12 protein-coding genes are annotated in these 15,163 nt (G+C 72.5%); 4 read left to right on the plus strand and 8 right to left on the minus strand.

Annotated features, from left to right (window positions below; translation table 11 throughout):
- Window positions 1-77 precede the first annotated feature (77 nt).
- The 4 genes from ACIRQY_RS14730 to ACIRQY_RS14745 form a co-directional block, all read right to left on the minus strand.
- Window positions 78-347 carry a hypothetical protein gene (locus tag ACIRQY_RS14730; RefSeq protein ID WP_403925275.1) on the minus strand — a complete coding sequence of 90 codons (270 nt, stop codon included), beginning with the start codon at window positions 345-347 and terminating at the stop codon, window positions 78-80.
- A 20-nt stretch (window positions 348-367) separates the two neighbouring features.
- Window positions 368-1,258: a hypothetical protein gene (locus ACIRQY_RS14735; RefSeq protein WP_403925278.1), complete on the minus strand. Its 891-nt coding sequence runs from the start codon at window positions 1,256-1,258 to the stop codon at window positions 368-370.
- A complete protein-coding gene (locus ACIRQY_RS14740) occupies window positions 1,239-2,294 on the minus strand; it encodes a helix-turn-helix domain-containing protein (protein ID WP_403925280.1) in 1,056 nt (351 codons plus the stop codon). Before ACIRQY_RS14740 ends, ACIRQY_RS14735 begins: the two co-directional genes overlap by 20 nt.
- A 323-nt stretch (window positions 2,295-2,617) precedes the next feature.
- Window positions 2,618-3,091, minus strand: coding sequence for an ATP-binding protein (locus ACIRQY_RS14745; protein ID WP_403925283.1), 474 nt, complete (start codon window positions 3,089-3,091; stop codon window positions 2,618-2,620).
- Window positions 3,092-3,239: 148 nt separating this feature from the next.
- On the opposite strand from ACIRQY_RS14745, the gene ACIRQY_RS14750 reads away from it, so the two are divergent.
- Complete coding sequence (locus ACIRQY_RS14750; protein ID WP_403925286.1) at window positions 3,240-4,079, plus strand: helix-turn-helix domain-containing protein; 840 nt, start codon at window positions 3,240-3,242, stop codon at window positions 4,077-4,079.
- 164 nt (window positions 4,080-4,243) lie between these two features.
- On the opposite strand, the gene metG is transcribed toward ACIRQY_RS14750, so the two are convergent.
- A complete protein-coding gene (metG, locus tag ACIRQY_RS14755; protein ID WP_403925289.1) occupies window positions 4,244-5,848 on the minus strand; it encodes a methionine--tRNA ligase in 1,605 nt (534 codons plus the stop codon).
- An 89-nt stretch (window positions 5,849-5,937) separates the two neighbouring features.
- On the opposite strand from metG, the gene ACIRQY_RS14760 reads away from it, so the two are divergent.
- Both ACIRQY_RS14760 and ACIRQY_RS14765 read left to right on the plus strand, forming a co-directional pair.
- Window positions 5,938-6,594, plus strand: coding sequence for a response regulator transcription factor (locus ACIRQY_RS14760; RefSeq protein WP_403925292.1), 657 nt, complete (start codon window positions 5,938-5,940; stop codon window positions 6,592-6,594).
- Complete coding sequence (locus tag ACIRQY_RS14765; protein WP_403925294.1) at window positions 6,591-7,691, plus strand: ATP-binding protein; 1,101 nt, start codon at window positions 6,591-6,593, stop codon at window positions 7,689-7,691. Before ACIRQY_RS14760 ends, ACIRQY_RS14765 begins: the two co-directional genes overlap by 4 nt.
- A 198-nt stretch (window positions 7,692-7,889) precedes the next feature.
- Here ACIRQY_RS14765 and ACIRQY_RS14770 read toward each other — a convergent pair whose 3' ends face one another.
- On the minus strand, window positions 7,890-10,178 hold the full coding sequence (locus ACIRQY_RS14770) for a VWA domain-containing protein (protein ID WP_403925297.1): 2,289 nt from the start codon (window positions 10,176-10,178) through the stop codon (window positions 7,890-7,892).
- A gap of 256 nt (window positions 10,179-10,434) precedes the next feature.
- Here ACIRQY_RS14770 and ACIRQY_RS14775 point away from each other — a divergent pair, with 256 nt between their 5' ends.
- Window positions 10,435-12,510, plus strand: coding sequence for a PhoX family protein (locus ACIRQY_RS14775; protein ID WP_403925300.1), 2,076 nt, complete (start codon window positions 10,435-10,437; stop codon window positions 12,508-12,510).
- A 74-nt stretch (window positions 12,511-12,584) separates the two neighbouring features.
- Here the strand turns inward: ACIRQY_RS14775 and ACIRQY_RS14780 are convergent, their stop codons facing one another.
- Complete coding sequence (locus ACIRQY_RS14780) at window positions 12,585-13,571, minus strand: hypothetical protein (protein ID WP_403925303.1); 987 nt, start codon at window positions 13,569-13,571, stop codon at window positions 12,585-12,587.
- Window positions 13,572-13,674: 103 nt separating this feature from the next.
- Window positions 13,675-15,153 (minus strand): APC family permease, encoded by a 1,479-nt coding sequence (locus tag ACIRQY_RS14785; RefSeq protein ID WP_351783496.1) that lies wholly within the window; start codon window positions 15,151-15,153, stop codon window positions 13,675-13,677.
- Window positions 15,154-15,163: the final 10 nt, after the last annotated feature.

The raw sequence follows: 15,163 nt of genomic DNA on the forward strand, positions 1-15,163 counted from the left end.
GAGTGCACTCCGGTGACACCCGTGTACGTCCCCGTCCTGCCCTTCGGCACCGGACGGGGATTTGAGCCGGAGAGCCTCTAGACGCCCTCGTCCGCGAAGACTTCCTCGGCCGTCGCGGCGGTGACCGCCCGCTTCAGCCACCGCTGGAGGGTGTCGGGGTCGTCGCAGTGCTTGACCCGTTCGCGTACGGCGTCGGTGATGCTGAGGCCGCGCTGTTCGAGGACGACCAGTACGGCGTCGGCACTGCCCTGGGCGCGGCCTTGCTCCAAGCCTTGCTCGCGGCCCTGTTCGCGGCCTTCGTCGCGGATTTCCTCGGAGAGGTAGGACGTGTAGAAGGAGAGGTCCACGGTCGCCCGTCCCGGCCCTTCTACGCGTCCTCGTCCGCGAAGACTTCGTCGGCTGTCGTGGCGGTGACCGCCCGTACGAGCCAGCGGTGGAGGGTGTCGGGGTCGTCGCAGTGCTTGACCCGTTCGCGTGCGGCGTCGGTGATGGTGAGGCCGCGCTGTTCGAGGATGATCAGTATGGCGTCGGCACTGCCCTGGGCGCGGCCTTGCTCGCGGCCTTCGTCGCGGATTTCCTCGGAGAGGTAGGACGTGTAGAAGGAGAGGTCCACGGCCACCAGGTTCCTCCAGAGTGCTCTGACCGGGCGGTTGCCCAGGCCCTGTGCGGTGAATTCGATGATGGGGTCGGCGACGTCCTCGGGGACGTCCTTCAGCGCGGCGGACAGTGCTTTCAGTATGGCACCGATGTCCGGATCGCCCGCGTGCGTGATGGCCGACAGAGCCGTCAGCGCCAGGTCGGCGCCCGCCTCCGCCGGGTCGGTGATCACCGGCATGTTGTGCGGGCCCACGACGACCGGCTGCACGGTCAGCGTGGGCAGGTGCGGCGGTCCGCTGCTCACCGGCCGACCGGCCCACTCGGCCGTCGCCCGGTCCTGGCACACGACGAGCAGCGCCGTCGGCAGCCGGTACTTCGTCCAGAGGAACGCGGTGTAGTACGCCCAGCTCGCCGGTTTGGCCGGGTCCTTCTTCCCCTGCGCCTCGATGGCCAGTAACAGTGAGCCCTCCTCCGCGCTGTCGAGCCGCAGCAGCGTGTCCACCCTGCGTTCGACGGGGCCGGACTCGGTGAGGTCGGTGGGCAGGACGGTGACGTCCACGGGCGGCGGCAGCGAGAACCCCAGCAGTCCCGACAGACGGCTGAACAGCCGTGTGTCGTGCTGGAAGATCCGGTGCATCGCCTCATGTGGTGAGCTGACCATGGGTCTCCTCGGTTCGGCAGGGAGCACACTTGCCCGGCTCCGGACCTCGGTAGGCCCGGTCGCAGGTGTCGCAGTTGTGCAGGGGGTACAAGGGCGGCGGCTGTTCCTTCGGTGGCCGGAACGGCGGCAGCGGCGGCAGCCGGGCCGTCAGCCGGTGGGCCAGCAGCGCGGCCGGGCGGTACAGCGGTTCCGTCGGGAGACCGCTGGTCAGGGCCTGGTGCACCGCCTCCGGCGGCAGCTCGCGCTCCAGCCAGGCGACCACGCCCGGCGCCAGGTGCTCGGCCTCCGCCGCCGAGATCAGCAGGCGGGGATCGCCGAGGCGGAGCCCCGACAGGACCCCCACGGCCGTGAGCAGCAGGTCAGGGGTGGCGTACGCGGGTGCCGGGACGGCCGGCAGCGCCTTGCGCCGGGGTCGTTCCCGCTGGTCGGAGCGGTGGGGCGCGTTCCCGGGCGGCCGGGTCTGCGGCTGCGGTGTCTGCTCCTCGGGCCACCGCGCCCGTCCGTCGGGCCACCGTGCCTGCTCGTCAGGCCACGGTGCCTGCCCCTCGGGCCGCCCTGCCCGCTTCTGCGGCCCCCTTTCCGCGAGCCGGGCCGGGGCATCCGGTCGGTTCTGCGGGCGGCGGCGCGGGATCTCCGTGCGGTCCTGGTTCCCCGGGCGCCGGGGTGGCGGCTGCGGCCTTCGAGGGGGCGGCTCAGGCCTCGGCCGGACGGCCCGCCCCGCTCCCGTACGGTCAGGCTGGTTGCACGAGACCGTTCGGGTGACGACCCGGCCGCCCGCCGTGTGTTCCTTGTCGCGCCGCAGGTAGCCGTGGGTCTCCAGCTCACGCAAGGCCCCCGCGATCCGGTCCCTGCCCTCCGGGAAACGGTCAGCCAGGGATCTGATGTCCATGGCCGAACCGGCGGGCAGCGACTGGATGTGCGTCGCCAGGCCGATGGCCATCAGCGACAGCTCCCCGTGCTGCGCGAGGTGGTTCCCCACCACCGTGAAGTGAGTGGTGTGCGGGGTGTTCTCGTGGACCACTCCACGAGAAGTCACCCGAGAGGGGTGGTTCTTGGCCCCGTTGCGGGACGGGGCGGGCGCCTGAGCGCTAGGATTTTGGCTGTCCATCAGGGAGTTGTAGGTCCTTGGTGTTCGGACCATCGGAAGCTGTTGACTTCGCGATGGTCAGGCCCTCGCACTGGGATTGCCGTCCCGGCGGGGGCCTTTGTCTGTCTGGGCTGGCTCTGTTGGCAGAGCGTAGATCAAACAACCCACCCCAAAGCCAGCCCAGTTGGGCATATTCACCCGAGCGAGTGACGCGCGTTCCCGGGAGGGAAAGGGTGGGGCTTGGTGGGGTTTCTTTCTCTCTGGTGGTTCTTTCAGGAGAGAGCCCGTGCCACCGGCGCCCGGGTTCCCGGGCGCCGGTGGGCGGGGAGCCCGAGCTCCGCCCACACGGTCTTCCCGGGTACGGGTCCCAGGACCACGCCCCAACGGTCCGCCAGCGCCTCCACCAGCAGCATTCCCCGTCCCGACTCCGCCTCCGGCGCCGGGACCGGGAGCGTGGGAAGGGCCTCCGCCCGGGTGTCCGTGACCTCGATCCGGAGCGTGGCGGGCGAGGCCCGCAGGACGAGACGGAAGCTCCGGCCGCCGACCCTGCCGTGCGTGGCCGCGTTCGCCGCCAGCTCGGCCACGACGTGGGCGGCCGTCTCCGTCACGCCGTGTGGCGTTTCCCGGACCCGCAGCCATTCCACCGCGAGTAGCCGGGCGAGGCGCGCTCCGCGCGGGGTGGGGGAGAGCAGGACGGTGAAGTGCCCCGTGGAGACGGGTACTCGGGTGACGTTCTTCTGGTTCACGTCACCGAGCGTGGCCGTCGCTGGCTACCGTGAACAGGGACTCGGCCGATGCGTCGGATGACTGTCCGGAGCCTGTCCGCCGCTGTCCGGGCCTGTCCGGAGCCGCCTCGCGGGCAGGACGCGCAGTCCGGGAGACGGAGGAAGCGGGATGCAGATGAGGGAGCCCACCTGGGAGGTCGATCAGGACGACGACCGGGGCGCGGCCGTCGTCACCACCGTGGGAAGGCAGTTGAGGCTACGACGGCAAGCGGCGGGCATGCGGGCCGCCGAGTTCGCCGTCGCGGTTGGCTACGGCGAGGACATGATCTACAAGATCGAGGGCGGGAAGCGCGTCCCGCGTCCTGAATTCCTCGACAGGGCGGACGAAGTCCTCCGGGCGGACGGGCTGGTCTCGGCCATGAAGGAGGACCTGGCGAAGGTCCGCCATCCGAGACGGGAACGGGCCCTGGCGAAGCTGGAGGCCCGGTCGGTGGAGATGCAGCTCTACGACCCGCTCAACATCCCGGGTCTGCTCCAGACGCCCGAGTACGCGCGCGGCCTGTTCCTGATGCGGCGTCCGGTGTACACGCCGGACGAGGTGGACTGGTACACGGCGGCACGCGTGGCCCGCGCGGCGGTGATCGGGCGGAGCCCCGCGCCCGAGCTGAGTTTCGTCGTGGAGGAGTGCGTGCTCCGCCGCCCGCTGGGAGGCCGTGACGTGCTGCGGCGCCAGCTGGAACACCTTCTCCAGGTGGCCGAGTTGCGCCATGTCGAACTCCAGATGATGCCGCTGGACCGGGTGGAGCACGTAGGTCCGTCGAGCCTCGAAGTGATCAAGTTCGAGGACGGCACGGCGATCGGACGGTCGTCCGCCGTGTGCGGGGGAAGGCCGATGAGCGACCTGCGGAGCCTTCGCCTCCTGGAACTGCGCTACGGCATCCTCCGGACCCAGGCCCTCACGCCGGGGGAGACCGGCGACGCCATCCGGGACCTGCTGAGAAGCACCTGACGCCCCGCCGCGCCGCCCTGACGCCCCGCCGCCCTGACGCCCCGCCGCCGTCACATTCCCCGTCCCGCCCGCCGTCCTCGTGTTCGGCGGGGGTACGGCGAAGGCCGCCGCCTCCCGGAAGGGGAGTGCGGCGGCCTTCGGCGTATGCCTATGGCGTCAGGACGTCAGTCCTTCTTCTCCTCCAGGCGGGGGAACAGCACCGCGCCCTTCGTGACTGTCGCGCCCGCCGGGAGCTTGCCCCACGTGCCCGCGTCCTGGAGCGGCTGGGCGGACAGGGCGCCCAGGGACGCCTCCGCGCCCAGCGAGTCCCACAGCGCCCGGGAGGTCTCCGGCATGATCGGGTTCAGCAGGACCGCGACCCCCCGGAGCGACTCGGAGGCCGTGTAGAGGATCGTCGCCAGGCGCGCCCGGCCCTCCTCCGACTCGTCCTTCGCGACCTTCCACGGCTCCTGCTCCGTGATGTAGCCGTTGACCTGCTTCACGAAGTCGAAGATCGCCAGGATGCCGGCCTGGAAGTCCAGCTCCTCGCCGATCTTCGCGTCGGCCGTCGCCACGGCCTTCGCCAGACCCTCGTGGATCGCCGTCTCGGCCTCGCCGTCCGCCGTCGCCGCGGGCAGCTCGCCGCCGAAGTACTTGCCGACCATCGCCGCCACGCGCGAGGCGAGGTTGCCGTAGTCGTTGGCCAGCTCCGAGGTGTAGCGCGCGGAGAAGTCCTCCCACGAGAACGAGCCGTCGCTGCCGAAGGCGATCGCCCGCAGGAAGTACCAGCGGTACGCGTCCACGCCGAAGTGCGAGGTCAGGTCCTGCGGCTTGATGCCGGTCAGGTTCGACTTCGACATCTTCTCGCCGCCGACCATCAGCCAGCCGTTGGCCGCGACCCGGCCCGGGACCGGCAGGCCCTGCGCCATCAGCATCGCCGGCCAGATCACCGCGTGGAACCGCAGGATGTCCTTGCCGACCAGGTGCACGTCCGCCGGGAACGTCTCCTCGAACTTCTCCTGGTTCGCGCCGTAGCCCACGGCCGTCGCGTAGTTCAGGAGCGCGTCGACCCACACGTAGATGACGTGCTTGTCGTCCCACGGGATCGGGATGCCCCAGTCGAACGTCGAGCGCGAGATCGACAGGTCCTGAAGGCCCTGCCGGACGAAGTTCACGACCTCGTTGCGGGCCGACTCCGGCTGGATGAAGCCCGGGTTCGCCTCGTAGAACTCCAGGAGCTTCGGGCCGTACTCGCTCAGCTTGAAGAAGTAGTTCTCCTCCTTGAGGATCTCCACCGGCTTCTTGTGGATCGGGCACAGCTTCGTGCCGTCCTCGGCCTCGATGAGGTCGCCGGGGAGCTTGTACTCCTCACAGCCCACGCAGTACGGGCCTTCGTACCCGCCCTTGTAGATCTCGTCCTTGTCGAACAGGTCCTGCACGAACTCCTGCACGCGGTCCGTGTGACGCTTCTGCGTCGTACGGATGAAGTCGTCGTTCGCGATGTCCAGGTGCTCCCAGAGGGGCTTCCACGCCTCCTCCACGAGCTTGTCGCACCATTCCTGGGGCGTGACGTCGTTCGCCTCGGCCGTGCGCATGATCTTCTGACCGTGCTCGTCCGTGCCGGTGAGGAACCACACCTTCTCGCCGCGCTGACGGTGCCAGCGCGTGAGCACGTCGCCTGCGACGGTCGTGTAGGCGTGGCCCAGGTGAGGAGCGTCGTTGACGTAGTAAATGGGGGTCGTGACGTAGAACGCCTTCGTCCCCTGCTTCTCGGATCCAGTGGCCGCCATGGCCGAAATCCTAACGGGCGTACGAAGATCCACTCACATCGATAAACCCGGGCGGCGGCCCCTCCGGCCGCACGGGGAAGATGGACGCCATGCGCGTACTGGTAGCCGAGGACGAGCGGGACCTCGCCGCGCTCGTCGCCATCGGCCTGCGGCGGGCCGGATTCGCCGTCGACACCGTCCACAGCGGCTCCGCCGCCCTCGACCACCTCGCCCTCCACCCGTACGACGTGCTCGTCCTCGACCGGGACCTGCCCGGCGTCCACGGCGACGACGTCGCCCGGCGGCTCGTCGCCGACGGCTCCCCCACCCGCATCCTCATGCTCACCGCCGCCACCGCCACCGAGGACCGCGTCACCGGGCTCGACCTCGGCGCCGACGACTACCTCGGCAAGCCCTTCGACTTCCCCGAGCTGGTCTCCCGCGTCCGCGCCCTGCGCCGCCGCGCCGCCCGCCCGCCGCTGCCCCCGCTCCTGGAGCGGTACGGGCTCCGCGTCGACACCGTCCGGCGGACCGCCCACCGCGACGGGCGCGACCTGGACCTCTCCCCCAAGGAGTTCACCGTCCTCCAGATCCTGCTGGAGGCCGAGGGCGCCACCGTCTCCGCCGAACAGCTCCTCGACCGCGCCTGGGACATCCACGCCGACCCCTTCACCGGGGCCGTGCGCGTCTGCATGAGCAAGCTCCGCGCCAAGCTGGGCGAGCCCGCGCTCATCGGCACCGTCCAGGGCGTGGGGTACCGGCTGTGACCCCACGTGACGACGCCTATCTCGGTTCCGGGTCCACCATCCGCACCCGGATCGCCCTCGTCTACGGCGGTGTCTTCCTCGTCCTCGGCGCGCTGCTGCTGCTCGTCGTCGACCTGCTCGTCCTCGCCGGGACCGCCGACGCGACGGACGCGATCATCGCCAGTGCGGGTGTCGCTGATGTCGCCGGTGTCGCCGGTACCGGAGGGGACACCGGCGCGCTCGGTGACGACCTCGGCCGGGCCGTGGGCGAACAGATGCTGATGTGGTCCTCCCTCGGGCTGCTCGTCACCGCCTGCTGCGCCGTCGTCGTCGGCTGGTGGACCGCCGGACGCGTCCTGCGGCCCGTCCACGAGATGACCGCCCGCGCCCGCCGCCTCTCCGAGCGCACCCTGCACGACCGGATCGCCGTCCGGGGGCCCGACGACGAGCTCAAGGAACTCGGCGACACCATCGACGCGCTCCTCGGACGCCTGGAGACCGCCTTCGACAGCCAGCGCCGGTTCATCGCCAACGCCTCCCACGAACTGCGCACCCCGCTCGCCACCCAGCGCGCCGCGATCCAGATCGGCCTGGACGACGACTGCGCCGTACGGGACGTGCTCCTCGCCGCCAACCGGCGCAGCGAACGCCTCATCGACGGGCTCCTGCTCCTCGCCCGGGGCGAGCGCGGCCTCGCGGAACGCGAGGACGTGCCGCTCGCCGAGGTCGTCGGGGAGGAGTACGCGGACGCGGACGTCACCGGGGACGGCGGGACCGTCCGGGGCGACCGGGTCCTTCTCGGGCACCTCGTACGGAACCTCGTCGCCAACGCGGTCGCCTACAACGTGCCCGGCGGCACCGTCTCCGTCCACCTGGCCGCCGGGGTCCTGACCGTCGTCAACACCGGGCCCGTCGTCCCCGCCGAGGGTGCCGAAGCCCTCTTCGAGCCCTTCCGGCGCGGCGAGGGACGCGACCGCACCGGGCCCGGCGCGGGCCTCGGCCTCTCCGTCGTCCGGTCGATCGCCACCGCCCACGGCGGCACGGCGACGGCCCGCGCCCGGCCCGCCGGGGAGGGCGGCGGGCTGGTGGTGACGGTGACCCTGCCGGTCGGGCGGTGACCTCGCCCGCCGGGCCGGGCGGTGGTCCGGGGGCGGATGGTCCGGTACGGCGCTGAGCCATCGGATCCGTCCGCTACGGCTCTGAGCCGTCGGACCCGTCCGGTACGGCGGCCGGACGGGCCGGTACGGCGACGGGGGCGGTGACCCGTTCCGGTCACCGCCCCCGTCGTGTCCCCCGCGTCCGTCAGGACGCGGGGCTCAGAGCTCCAGGCCCGCCAGCAGTCCCTCGTAGAACGCGGTGTGCGCGGTGTCCGAGGGGGTCACGCCCGCGAGGTACGTGCCCGTGCGCGGAGTGCCGTCGAGCTTCCGCACGAAGTCGAAGGCCTTGTTGTCCGCCTCGCCCCAGGCCACGAACCGCCAGTGCAGCGGGCGGTCCGCCGCCTCTGCCAGGGCCTGCGCCGCCGCCGTCTTCGACTCCGGCGCGCCGTCCGTCTGGAAGACCACCAGGGCCGTACGGGCCGGGTCCGCCTTCGCGTGGTGGGCGAGGACCTCCTCCACCGCGCGGTGGTAGTTCGTCCGGCCCAGCCTGCCCAGGGTCGCGTTGACCTCCTCCACACGGGTGGGGGTCAGGGTCTCCGGGGTCAGCTCGACCGTGCCGTCGACGTCCGTCGAGAAGAACACCGTCGTCACCGTCGCGCTCTCGTCCAGGTGCGCCGCCAGCGCGGTCACCTGCTCCGCGAGCCGCTGCACGGAGCCGTCCTTGAAGTACCCGCGCATCGAACCGGAACGGTCCACCACCAGGTACACGGCGGCCCGGCTCCCGGCCAGCCCCTGCTTCGCCAGCTGCGCCCCGGCGGCCTCGTGGGCGTCCGCGAGGTGCGGGGCGGTCGCCCCGAGCGGGGCGAGGGGGAGGGCGGGAGCGGCGTCCGCCGCGCCCCCGGCGCCCTCGGTGCCGGTGTCCGTCTCGGGCTGGGCCTCGGCGGACTTCGCCTCCGTGGCCTCGACCGTCTCGGTCGCCTCTTCGGCGAGTGCGGGCTCCGGCGCGGCGACCGGCTCGGTGGCAGGCTCGGCCTCCGGCTCCGCCACCGCATCCTGCGGCTCGGCGGCGACCGGCTCGGCGGCGTCGGTGTTCGTGTCCGCCTCGGCAGCGGTCCCGGTCTTCGCCTCGACGGCCTCCGGCTCTGCTTCCTCTTCCCGCGCCTCGACGGCGACCGGCTCAGCAGTGTCCGCGTCCGCCTCGGCCACCGGCTCCGCCTCGGCCCGGGGCTCTTCCGCCGCCACCGGCTCGGCCTCGGCCTCGTCCGTCGTGACGGGCTCCGCCGCCACGGACGCGTCCGCCGTCTCCGTGGGCGCCTCGGCGGCGACCGGCTCCGCCTCGGTCGCGGGCTCTTCGGCTTCCGCCGCAGGCGTCTCCGCCCCGGCCGTCACCGGCTCCGCCTCGGGAGCGGCCTCCTCCTTCGCCGACTCCGCGTCGGCGGCGGGCTCCTCCGCGTCCGTCGTGGGCGCCTCCGCCCCGGGCGCCGCGTCCGTCACCGTTTCCACAGCCTCGGTCTCGGCCGCGACCGGTTCGGCGACGGTCTCCTCGGCCGTGACCTGCTCCACGACGCCCGTCTCCGTCGCCGCAGGCGCATCCACAGGCGCATCCACAGGCGTCTTCGCTTCGGGCTCCGCGTCCGCTTCGGCCTCCGCGACCTCCGCCGACTCCGTCGCCTCAGCCGCGCTCGGCTCGGCCACGGTCTCCTCGGCCGCGACCGGCTCCGCAGCGGCAGTCTCCGGCTCCGCGTCCGCAGCCGCGTCCGCAGCCGTCGTCGTCTCGGCCTCGACCGGCTCCGCCTCCACCGGCTCGTCCGCTGCGGGCTCCGCCGCGACCGGCTCCGCCTCAACGGCCTTCTCCGCCACCGGTGTACCGGTCTCGGCCTCCGCCGGGTCCGCCGTGACGGTCTCCGGCGCGTCAGCCGTATCCGTCGGCTTCACCGCATCGGCCTCGGCCGTGACCTCCTCGGCCGCGCTCGGCTCGGCCACGTCCTCCTCCGCCGCGCTCGGCTCGGCAGCGGGCGTCTCCGCCGCCGCAGTCGCGTCCGCAGGCGTCTCCGGCTCGGCCGTGACGGTCGCCGTCTCCGCGTTCGTCGCCGTCGCGGTCTCGGGCTCCGTCTCCACGACCGTCTTCGCCGCAGTCGCGTTCGCGGACGTCTCCGTCTCGGGCGCGTTCACCGTCTCCGCGACCGGCTCCGCAGCGTCCTTGTCCGCCGCCGCAGGCGCATCCGCAGGCGCCTTCGCCTCGGGTTCCGCCTCGGTCGCCGCAGGCGCGTCCGCGTTCGGGGCCGCGTCCGCCGGAGGCGCTGCCGGGTCCGCCGGAGGCTCCTCCGTGCGGGCCTTCGGGATCTGGGGGTTGTCGAAGGACGCCGACACCAGGTCGTCGGCCGCGCGGCGGGCCGCGTCCTCCGGGGTGGCCTCGGGGGTCTCACGCTTCTGGGACGGGACAGAGGCCGCAGGGGACTCCTCGTGGTCCCGGCCGAACACCTTGCGCAGCATGCTCCGAATACCCATGGGCGAACCCTTTCGCATGAGTGGGGTGCTTGTGAATGTCCGTACTGGGTGTTTCGGGACGTTCATCCCTGGCCAGGGCGGACACGTAAGGTTAGCGGCCGCCCCGGCCTCCGCCGATGACCCGGTCGTCCCCGGTTGTCGCGCATTCATCCGGTGTTCACCCCACCGCCGTCCCCGGGCAGAGGTGCTCACCTAGCGTCACGGCCGAGGGAATCCCGACACCATGTCGGCGCGGTGTGCGCCGGAGGAGGACGACGTGCGCAGACTGCTGCCGCTGTTGAGCACCAACCCGCACGGGGGCGGCCGTTCCGCCCTCACCTGCCGGTACCGCTGCGGGGACGCCTGTTTCCAGGAGGTGCCCAACACCAGTGCCAACGAGTACGTCGGCGACGTCATCGCCGGTGCGCTCTCCCGCCGTTCCGCCCTGCGCGCCGCCGCCGTCGTGACGGTCGCCTCCGCCGCCGGCGGGGCCCTGGCCCTCGGCACCGCCCCCGAGGCGTCCGCCCTCCCCGCCGCGCCCACCGGCCACGGCAAGGGCAAGGGCCACGGCCACGGCAAGGCCGACGGCGCCCGGGGCCTGCGCTTCAGCCCGGTCGCCCCCAACACCGCCGACCGGGTCACCGTCCCCGCCGGATACGCACAGAACGTGGTCGTCCGCTGGGGCGAGCCCATCCTGCGCGGCGCGCCCGCCTTCGACTCCGAGAAGCAGTCGGCGAAGGCCCAGGCCGGTCAGTTCGGCTACAACAACGACTTCCTGTCGCTGCTGCCGCTGCCGGGCGAGCACGGCCGTCAGGTCCTCGTGGCGAACCACGAGTACACCGACGAGGTCCTGATGTTCCGCGGCTACGACCCCGCGAACCCGACCCGCGAACAGGTCGAGATCGCCTGGGCCGCGCACGGCCTCTCGGTCCTCGTCGTCCAGGAGGAGCGCCGTACCGGCAGGCTCACCCCGGTCACCCGCCACCACCTCAACCGGCGGCTGCACACCACCAGCCGCTTCGAGGTCACCGGGCCCGCCGCAGGGAGCGCCCTGCTGCGCACCTCCGCCGACCCGACGGGCCGCAGGGTCCTCGGCACGCTGAACAACTGCGCGGGCGGCACCACCCCGTGGGGCACGACCCTGCACGGCGAGGAGAACTTCAACCAGTACTTCGCCAACGGCTCCAGCGCCACGGACAAGCGCTACGGCGTCGGCACCGGGCCCAGCGAGCGCAAGTGGGAGCGGTTCGACGGGCGCTTCGACCTGAAGCAGGAGCCGAACGAGGTCCACCGCTTCGGCTGGGTCGTCGAGCTCGACCCGTACGACCCCGACTCCACACCCCGCAAGCGCACCGCCCTCGGCCGCTTCAAGCACGAGGCCGCGCAGCCCCGGCTCACCGAGGACGGGCGTCCCGTCGTCTACATGGGCGACGACGAACGCTTCGACTACTTCTACAAGTTCGTCTCCTCGAAGCGGATGCGGAAGGGGAACTCGCGGTCCGCCCGTGAGCACAACCTGACCCTGCTCGACGAGGGCACCCTGTACGTGGCCAGGCTGACCGGGGACTCCCCGGCGGCCGAGATCGACGGCACGGGCAAGCTCCCGAACGACGGCGAGTTCGACGGCACCGGCAGCTGGATCCCGCTGGCCACCGGGAACGTCAGCCACGTCCCCGGCATGACCGCCGAGGAGGTGTACGTCTTCACCCGCCTCGCCGGTGACAAGGTCGGCGCGACGAAGATGGACCGCCCCGAGGACGTCGAGCCGAGCCCGCGCACCGGCCGGGTGTACGTCGCGCTCACCAACAACTCCGACCGGGGCAAGGCGGGCAAGGCCCCCGCCGACGAGGCCAACCCGCGCAACCTCAACAAGCACGGCCAGATCCTGGAGCTCGCGGAGAACTGGGACGACCCGGCCTCCGACGGCTTCGCCTGGCGGCTCTTCCTGGTCGCGGGCGACCCGGACGACCCGTCCACGTACTTCGCCGGATTCCCCAAGGAGAAGGTCTCCCCGATCTCCTGCCCGGACAACGTGGCCTTCGACCCGCACGGCAACCTGTGGATCTCCACCGACGGCAACCAGCTCGGCTCGCACGACGGGCTGTTCGGCGTCGCCACGCGCGGCGAGCGGCGCGGTGAGCTGAAGCAGTTCCTGACCGTGCCCAGGGGCGCCGAGACCTGCGGTCCGATCGTCCAGGACCGGCGCGTCCTGGTCGCGGTGCAGCACCCGGGCGAGATCGACGGCGCCTCCGTCGAGAAGCCCGCCTCGGTCTGGCCCGACGGCCCCGGGAAGATCGTCCGCCCCTCGGTGGTGGCGGTCTGGCGCACGGACGGCGACGACATCGGCGTCTGAGCCCGTCAGGTCCATCAGGTCCATCAGGGCCCGGGGCCCTCACGGACCACGGGAGAGGGCCGGGGCGGAGTGCCTCACTCCGTCCCCAGGCCCTCCCTGAACCGCGTGAACTGCTCCTCGGGGTCCCCGGTGTAGGCCCAGGGCACCCACGCCGCCCGGGTCCCGAGCATCCCGAGGAGCTCCCGCGCGATCTCCACCTGGCCCGCGTAACAGGCCGCGTGCGCGAGGAAGTTGAGGTCACCGACCTCCTCCGGCGCGACCGGCAGGCCGGGCTCACGGCCGCCGATCCAGCGCGCGTACGTCCGGCGCAGCTCGGTGACGGCCAGTTCGTGCTTCCAGTGCTGGTCGAAGCCGCGCACCGGCCCGCGTCCGAGCGCGCCGTCCGCGATGTACCGGTACTCCTCGACGCGTGCGACCTGCACGAGCACCGGCAGCGGGGAGCCGGGGGGCGCCACGCCCGCCGCGTCGCGGGCGAAGTCGTACATGCTCCCGTGCGTCCCGTGCCACCGCGCCGACCAGTAGCGGAGCACCTGGATGTGACCCTCGGTGTTGTACGGGTCGCGGCGCCGCAACTCGTCGAACCAGTGCCGCAGTTCCCGGCGCGGCACCCCGCCCTCGTACAGCCGGGCGACGGAGAGCAGCGACACCCACGGCATGGGGTCGGCGGGTGCGGCCTCGGCGGCGCACCGGCAGGCGATGACGGCGGCGTCGATCCGGGCCCGGTCGATCGCGGCGCCCCGGCCGGCGGCGATGGCCGCGTCGAAGACCCGGACGACCTCGGTCGCCGCGCGCAGCACGGCGGCGTCGGGGTTGCCCGGTTCGGCGGCCCGCCAGGTCTCCACGGTGGAGCTGCCCGCGGCGGCGTGCGACAGGAGCCGCAGCCGGTGGGTGCGGCGGGCCCCGTGGTCGCCGGTGGCGGCGAGCAGGTTCCGTACGCCCTGCCAGCGTCCGATGACGATGTCGTGGCGGGCCTCGGTCAGCGCGCGGTCCCCGAAGTCCGGGTCGAAGTCGGGCGCGAAGCGCGTCGCACGTGCCGTGCGTGAGCGTCGGCGTACGGCCATCGGGACCTCCTCCGGTTCGGCTTGCGTCCTGTCAGATGTGTGGTGGCGGACTGTGGTTGGCCGGTGACGGGCTCCGGCTCTTCCCTTCCTGGTGGGGGCGGGGTCAGAAGTCGGTGGCGTAGCTCTTGTCGCGGCTGCCGTTGCGCGGGTGGCCCGCCGGTCCCGAGCCCTCGGCGGCGGCGGCGAGCGCGGCGACCGCGTCGAGCCGGGCCGGACGGTAGTAGTCGCTGCCCTTGCGCCAGTACACGGTCAGCGGCACCAGGCCGAGGGCGAGGCCGCCGAGGCCGATGGTGAGGGCGGTGGTGGAGAGGGAGCCGAGGGACTGGACGAAGGCCCACAGCATGAACGCGGAGCCGAGCAGCGGCCAGAGCCCGCCCAGGACCAGGTTCCGTACGGAGCGCAGCAGCAGCGACTTGTAGGCGACGACGGCGGCGATCCCGGCGAGCCCGTAGTAGAAGGCGATCAGGAGTCCGATGGCGGAGACGGCGTCGCGGAGGATCTGCTGGAGGGAGCCCGCGGCGGCGGCGCCCGCGAAGAGGAGGAGGGCGGCGGCGCCGACGGCGATCACCGCGACCCACGGGGTGTTCCAGCGGCGGTGGACCGTGCCGAGCGCGGCGGGCAGGGTCCGGTCGCGGCCCATCGCGAAGAGCGAGCGGGTGACCTGGATGAGGGTGGTCTCCAGGGTGGCGACGGTGGAGAGGAGGACGGCGATCAGGAGGAGTTTGCCGCCGACGCCGGGCCAGATCTCCTGGCCGAGGACGGCGAGCACGTTGGGTCCGGCGTCCTTGATCTCCTCGGCGCTCAGCAGGACGTTCACGGCGACGGTGAAGGTCACGAAGAGGAGGAAGACGAAGCCGACGCCGACGAGGGCGGCGAGTCCCGCGGTGCGTCTGCTGTCGCGGGTCTCCTCGCTGAGGTTGCTGGTGACGTCCCAGCCCCAGTAGTAGAAGGCGGCGATGAGCGCTCCGGCGGCGAAGCCGTGGGTGCTGTCGAAGCCGTCGAGGCCGAACCAGGACCAGTCGAAGGCGGTGGCCCGGCCCCGGTGGGCGAGGGCGGCGAGGACGAAGCCGCCGAGGATCAGCATCTCGATGCCGGACATGATGAGTTGGGCCCGTACGGTGAGCCGGGCGCCGCCGAGGACGACGAGCAGCATGATCAGGAACCAGCCCGCGCCGACGGCGGCGGCGAGCACCGTGTTGCCGGCGAGGTCCTGGTCGACGAGGGCGAGGGTGAGGGATCCGGCGGGCAGCGAACCGGCCACCATGAAGACGGTGGCGGCGAAGACGAGGGCCCAGCCGGAGAGGAAGCCGAGGAAGGGGTGGAGGGTGCGGCCCACCCAGGAGTAGCCCGCGCCCGCGTTGACGTCGATCCGGCCGAGCCGGGCGTACGCGAGGACGATGCCGAACATGGGTATCGCGCAGTACAGCAGGGCGGCGGGGCCCGCGTAGCCGACGGTGCCGAAGAGGACGGCGGTGGTCGCGGTGAGGGAGTACGCGGGCGCGCTGCCCGCGACGGCCATGACGATGGTGTCGAAGGTGCCGAGGACGTTGGGCTGGAGCCCTCTGTTCGTCGTGGTGCGCATGGCGTGGTCC

The organism is Streptomyces sp. NPDC101490, from assembly GCF_044767145.1.
In the GTDB taxonomy this organism is placed as follows: domain Bacteria; phylum Actinomycetota; class Actinomycetes; order Streptomycetales; family Streptomycetaceae; genus Streptomyces.

Excerpts from the sequence above, each read along its gene's own strand:
- ACIRQY_RS14735 (WP_403925278.1), bottom strand. The coding sequence starts at position 1,258 with ATGGTCAGCTCACCACATGAGGCGATGCACCGGATCTTCCAGCACGAC.
- ACIRQY_RS14750 (WP_403925286.1), top strand. The coding sequence starts at position 3,240 with ATGCAGATGAGGGAGCCCACCTGGGAGGTCGATCAGGACGACGACCGG.
- metG (WP_403925289.1), bottom strand. The coding sequence starts at position 5,848 with ATGGCGGCCACTGGATCCGAGAAGCAGGGGACGAAGGCGTTCTACGTC.
- ACIRQY_RS14760 (WP_403925292.1), top strand. The coding sequence starts at position 5,938 with ATGCGCGTACTGGTAGCCGAGGACGAGCGGGACCTCGCCGCGCTCGTC.
- ACIRQY_RS14770 (WP_403925297.1), bottom strand. The coding sequence starts at position 10,178 with ATGGGTATTCGGAGCATGCTGCGCAAGGTGTTCGGCCGGGACCACGAG.
- ACIRQY_RS14780 (WP_403925303.1), bottom strand. The coding sequence starts at position 13,571 with ATGGCCGTACGCCGACGCTCACGCACGGCACGTGCGACGCGCTTCGCG.
- ACIRQY_RS14785 (WP_351783496.1), bottom strand. The coding sequence starts at position 15,153 with ATGCGCACCACGACGAACAGAGGGCTCCAGCCCAACGTCCTCGGCACC.